Annotated in this window: 8 protein-coding genes; 2 read left to right on the top strand and 6 right to left on the bottom strand. The window is 53.1% G+C overall.

Annotated features, from left to right (window positions below; translation table 11 throughout):
• Positions 1–638 (top strand): signal recognition particle-docking protein FtsY (ftsY, locus tag MVO87_RS06165; RefSeq protein ID WP_297552574.1); only part of this gene is annotated, 638 nt, incomplete at its 5' end.
• A gap of 1 nt (position 639) precedes the next feature.
• Here ftsY and MVO87_RS06160 read toward each other — a convergent pair.
• From MVO87_RS06160 to MVO87_RS06135, 6 genes are read right to left on the bottom strand one after another with little or no spacing between them, the layout of a single operon-like run.
• On the bottom strand, positions 640–1119 hold the full coding sequence (locus tag MVO87_RS06160) for a putative toxin-antitoxin system toxin component, PIN family (RefSeq protein WP_297512050.1): 480 nt from the start codon (positions 1117–1119) through the stop codon (positions 640–642).
• The gene (locus MVO87_RS06155; RefSeq protein WP_297512053.1) at positions 1120–1470 is read right to left on the bottom strand and encodes a hypothetical protein; all 351 of its coding nucleotides are present in this window, start codon (positions 1468–1470) and stop codon (positions 1120–1122) included.
• A gap of 52 nt (positions 1471–1522) precedes the next feature.
• Positions 1523–1984 (bottom strand): hypothetical protein, encoded by a 462-nt coding sequence (locus tag MVO87_RS06150; RefSeq protein WP_297512056.1) that lies wholly within the window; start codon positions 1982–1984, stop codon positions 1523–1525.
• Positions 1985–1996: 12 nt separating this feature from the next.
• Entirely contained in the window at positions 1997–2782 is a 786-nt protein-coding gene (gene surE / locus MVO87_RS06145) for a 5'/3'-nucleotidase SurE (protein WP_297512059.1), read from the bottom strand.
• Positions 2779–3195, bottom strand: a complete 417-nt coding sequence (locus tag MVO87_RS06140; protein ID WP_297512068.1) for a type II toxin-antitoxin system VapC family toxin — start codon at positions 3193–3195, stop codon at positions 2779–2781. The genes surE and MVO87_RS06140 overlap by 4 nt, the downstream gene beginning before the upstream one ends.
• The gene (locus tag MVO87_RS06135) at positions 3192–3410 is read right to left on the bottom strand and encodes an AbrB/MazE/SpoVT family DNA-binding domain-containing protein (protein ID WP_297512062.1); all 219 of its coding nucleotides are present in this window, start codon (positions 3408–3410) and stop codon (positions 3192–3194) included. The genes MVO87_RS06140 and MVO87_RS06135 overlap by 4 nt, the downstream gene beginning before the upstream one ends.
• A 96-nt stretch (positions 3411–3506) precedes the next feature.
• On the opposite strand from MVO87_RS06135, the gene MVO87_RS06130 reads away from it, so the two are divergent.
• Entirely contained in the window at positions 3507–4481 is a 975-nt protein-coding gene (locus MVO87_RS06130) for an archaeosine biosynthesis radical SAM protein RaSEA (RefSeq protein WP_297552572.1), read from the top strand.
• Positions 4482–4656: the final 175 nt, after the last annotated feature.

Genomic DNA, 4656 nt, shown 5'->3' with positions numbered 1-4656 from the left:
AGATTGACCTCCTCGAGATGATTCGCTCCAAGGAGGAGAAGCCCTTCGTGATAGTCTTCGTCGGCTTCAACGGCTCGGGGAAGACGACCACCATTGCAAAACTCGCCAACTGGCTCAAGAAGAACGGACTTAGCGTCGTCATAGCGGCGAGCGATACGTTTAGGGCTGGTGCGATAGAGCAGATAGAGGAGCACGCGAAGCGCGTCGGGGTTAAGGTGATAAAGCACGACTACGGCGCCGACCCTGCGGCGGTTGCCTACGACGCAATCCAGCACGCCAGGGCGAGAGGGGTTGATGTCGTTCTCGTGGACACCGCGGGAAGGAACGAGCTCAACAGGAACCTCATGGACGAGATGAAGAAGATAGTACGCGTCACCAAGCCAGACCTGGTCATCTTCGTCGGCGACAGCCTGAGCGGAAACGCCGTTGTTGAGCAGGCTAAGCAGTTCAACGAGGCCGTTAGGATAGACGGCGTAATCCTCACCAAGCTCGACGCGGACGCGAGGGGTGGAGCGGCCTTGAGCATAAGCCACGCGATTGGCGCGCCGATACTCTTCGTTGGTGTCGGTCAGGGCTACGACGACTTAAAGCAGTTCGACGAAAAGTGGTTCGTGGACAGGATTTTCGGGGAGGAGTGAGCTACAAAATTTCCTTTACGAATTCTTTTGCTTTCAAGATTTTAACCTTTCTCCCGTCAAAACGATAAGTTTTCGTGTCCTCGTCTCTCATTTGAACAATATGCTTCGTGTTCTCTGAAATAATATAGTCAGCCTTAGCCGTGTACGCCACGTCGAAGAACTTGGCATCGCTCGGGTCCTTCAGCTTTTCGAGGAACTCTGCATCCCCCGAAAACTTCGGCTCAGGCTGAACGACGATACTCCTCCTCTTCACCAACGTGAGTATTTGGAGAGCAAGGATTTCCCTTTTTGTCCCCTCGGCGATTTCCATTAGAACCCGGCTCATCTCCTCCCAAACCTCATCGCTGAGATAGTTCTCCACTTCCCCACTGACAAGAGCCTTTAGAATTCGCCAAGCTGGAGAACGCTCGGGGTTCTCTGACTTTAGCGCACTAACTAAGATTGAAGTATCAAGAACGACCCTTATTTTACCGCCAGCCATTCAAATCACTCCAATGAGCTTTAGCTTCTCCTCGATTCTCCTGAACTTCTCAATCTTCCTTCTCGCATCTGTTACGAGCTTCTCAGTGTTCCCTCTGATTTCGGGAGCGTTTTCAGCCTCCCTGACCGCAAGCTCAAAAAGCTCCTCTGGTGATAAGTCCTTGGTAATCCTCTCAAACTCCTCGAGCTTTTCGTCCCACTCCTTCCTTTTTCTCATCTCCTCAAAAAACCACACTATATCCTCCGGACTCTCGTGAATTTTCCTCGCAAGCTGGATAATCCACTCACCAAACGCCTCCTGGGTCTCTCTCCTCTGAAACAGCTTCACGACCTTCTCAACATCAGACGCCATACTTCTCCCCGTTCTAATCTCTACGGCGAATTATAAAACCCTAACGTCAGCTTTAGATTGAGCGCCCAAAGGACATGCGAACAACAATCCAGACCGCGAGGAAGCTCAGAACGGCTGCGACGGCCCATATGGTTTCATCGTTTCTATCAGGTTGTATCTCCAAAACCTTCTCTCCAGCCCACTGGAGAAGGGGCGCGAGAAGCAGAACGGTGAGCGGGGCAATTTTTTCATCAACAGTCAAGAGCACTATCCCTATGAGCACGGCAATCCCAGCAGACGCCGAGATAAGAGCGGTTTCTCTCCGCTTCTTCCCGAAGGCATAAACTGTAAGAATGATGAACTGTAAGAATGATGAACGGAAGTACAACGGCGAGGAAAAGACCCACGAGGGAGGAAACTCGAAGGAGCAGGCTGGAGGGTTCCTCGACCAGCAGACAGCTTTCCCGTAGTCCCATCTCAGAACGGTAAAGGCGAGCGTGAACTCAACGGAAGGAATAGAAGAGGAAGCAGTCATTTCATAGCACCCTCAACATTTCAACGTGCTCTCCAGCAACATTCTCAGTTCCTCAAAATCTACCCTCGCAGTCATGTCGATGTTTATCGGCGTAACGCTGACCTTCCTCTCGACCTTCAGGGCGTAAGCATCGGTTCCCGGCTTGAAGTCTTGGACAAGTTTGCCGACAATCCAGTAGTAGGGGTTGCCCTTGGGGTCAATTCTTTCCTCGACCGTTGGGGAGTAGCGCTTCCTGGCTAAGCGGGTGATTGCCATCTCCGTGTCCTCCGTAGCGTCGCTCGGGACGTTGACGTTGAGCATGTCAATGCTCTCTGGAAGGCCCCTCTCAAGGACTGCACCAGCTATTCTCTTGAGGAAGTGAGCCGAGACCGAGAAGTCAACCCCCTCACCCTCGCCGAGGGTCTTCTTCCACTCCACCTCAAGGCTAATCGCTATGCTCGGAATTCCATGAGTTGAGGCCTCTATGGCAGCGGAGGCCGTCCCCGAGACTGTTATCTCGGTGCTCAGGTTCTCGCCGAGGTTAATCCCGCTCACGGCTAAATCAAAGCTCCCGAAGCGGGCTATGGCAAAAATCACGCAGTCAGTAGGAGTTCCATCTATTCCGTAGGCTATCTTTGCGCCGGGAACGTCAACGCGCTTGGCCCTTATCGGCCTGTGGAGCGTCATGGCCCTGCCGCTCGCGCTCCTCTGGAAGAGGGGGGCAACGACGTAAACTTCGCCGAGCTCACTCAGGGCTTTCACAGCGGCGCGCAGTCCGTTGGAGTAGATTCCATCGTCGTTGGTGAGGAGGATTCTCATTCGTTTACCACCCTGACATCGAGCTTTTCAAAGTCCCTATCGAACGTGTAAATCTCCTCTATGCCGAGTTCTTTCATCTTAACGTAGGCCAAAGCGTCGTTTATTCCGAGGCTCTTTTCCTCCGCTATGAGTGTCGCCCTGATGTAGTCCCCAACGCCCACCGGTAAGACCTCGATGTTCTCGTGAGTCAGGAGCGCCAGAACGACTTCAACGGCCTTCCTTTTTCCGCCCCTGCTCTCGACGATGTTGGCAACCTCGCTCAGGTGGACAACCGTGGTAACCACACGCTCTCCTTCGCTGATTCTCGCGAGTATCTCCTTTGCCTGTTCCTTGATGCGCCTGACGTTCTCCGGGGGCTCCTTCCTCGGCTTCAAAAACGCGTAGATGAAGACATTCGCATCAACGAATCTCATTCTGCCCACAGCTCCTTCTTGAGCTCCCCCCACTCCTTCAGCTCATCGACCTCAACACTGTCAAAGAACTTCTTCAGGTCGGCCTTCTTCCTCGGAAGGAGCTCAACCCTATCCCCGAGGTCGACTATTATCACCTCGTCGCCGAGCTTCTCCCTCAGCTCCTTCGGCAGGAGAAGCCGGCCCTGGGAGTCGAGGCGTTTCACCACTACTTCCATATTCTCACCATTTTTTGGATTTACTACCACCCTTAAATACGTTTTGACATGGCCTACCTTTAAAAACCCCTGTCCCAACGCCCCTCAGGTGAGAGCATGACCTACTGGACAAGCGAGGACAACGTCGCTGGCAAACCGGGAACGGCGCTCTTCATAATCCTGCCCACGATAGGCTGTTACCGCTTCAGAATAGGGAAGGCCTGCTACATGTGCGCCTATCCAACTGCCGCGCCGAAGGTGAAGTGGAGCCAGGAAGCGATAGTTGACTACGTGAGGGAAGCCCTCAAGAAAATAGAAGGTAAAAAAGGTCCTTTCGCGGTGAGAATGTTCACATCAGGCTCTTTCCTCGACAACGGTGAGCTCAAGCCTGAGACGAGAAGAAAAATCTTCGAGCTTCTGGCGGAGATGGAGAACGTCGAGGAGATAGTGATAGAGAGCAGGAGTGAGCTGGTTCGCTACGACGCGGTTAAAGAGCTGGCCGAGATAGTTCCGGACAAGCACTTCGAGGTTGCCATAGGGCTGGAAACGGCCAACGATGACATCGCCGACGTCTCGATAAACAAGGGCAACACCTTCGAGGACTTCGTGAGAGCCTCCGAGATAACGAGAAAAGCCAGAGCGAAGGTCAAGACCTACCTACTGCTGAAGCCGATATTCCTGAGCGAAAGAACGGCAATAGAGGACGTCAAGGAGAGCATAATCAAGGCCGAGCCCTACACGGACACCTTCTCGATAAACATCACGGACATCCAGAAGGGGACGCTCTACGAGAGGCTCTGGGAGAAAGGCGAATACAGACCTCCCTGGCTCTGGAGCGCGGTCGAGGTTCTAATCTGGGCGAAGAAAAAGTTCCCGAACAAGAGAATTCTGAGCGACCCCGTTGGAGCGGGCTCGAAGAGAGGCCCCCACAACTGCCTGACCGACTACGACCGCGTTATCGGCAGGGCCATTAAAAAGTTCTCGGCGACGCAGGATTTAAGCCACCTTGAGAGGCTCAAGCCAGAGTGCAGGGACAGGTGGAGCTACATCGTCGAGAACGGCCTCCTCGACTGGCAGTTGGTTACTTGGTGATTCTTCGATAGTCTCCTGCTTTCTCCAAAACTTTTATCCCGATGCACGTTTGCTCCCGAATGAACCTTTTCTGGACATCAATGTCCCCCCGCGAAACCTTTAAATGTTGACAAACGTAAAAGGCCACGTCGAGAGGTGATTCAGATGGCCGAAAACGCGAACACCGTTGTTGAAA

It is taken from the genome of Thermococcus sp. (genome assembly GCF_027063845.1).
Classification (GTDB): Archaea; Methanobacteriota_B; Thermococci; order Thermococcales; family Thermococcaceae; genus Thermococcus.
This window is presented reverse-complemented; position numbering and strand designations above follow the sequence as displayed.

What these genes read in the sequence shown, in the direction of transcription:
- MVO87_RS06160 (WP_297512050.1), bottom strand. Translation starts at nt 1,119, where the DNA reads ATGGCTGGCGGTAAAATAAGGGTCGTTCTTGATACTTCAATCTTAGTT.
- MVO87_RS06155 (WP_297512053.1), bottom strand. Translation starts at nt 1,470, where the DNA reads ATGGCGTCTGATGTTGAGAAGGTCGTGAAGCTGTTTCAGAGGAGAGAG.
- MVO87_RS06150 (WP_297512056.1), bottom strand. Translation starts at nt 1,984, where the DNA reads ATGACTGCTTCCTCTTCTATTCCTTCCGTTGAGTTCACGCTCGCCTTT.
- surE (WP_297512059.1), bottom strand. Translation starts at nt 2,782, where the DNA reads ATGAGAATCCTCCTCACCAACGACGATGGAATCTACTCCAACGGACTG.
- MVO87_RS06140 (WP_297512068.1), bottom strand. Translation starts at nt 3,195, where the DNA reads ATGAGATTCGTTGATGCGAATGTCTTCATCTACGCGTTTTTGAAGCCG.
- MVO87_RS06135 (WP_297512062.1), bottom strand. Translation starts at nt 3,410, where the DNA reads ATGGAAGTAGTGGTGAAACGCCTCGACTCCCAGGGCCGGCTTCTCCTG.
- MVO87_RS06130 (WP_297552572.1), top strand. Translation starts at nt 3,507, where the DNA reads ATGACCTACTGGACAAGCGAGGACAACGTCGCTGGCAAACCGGGAACG.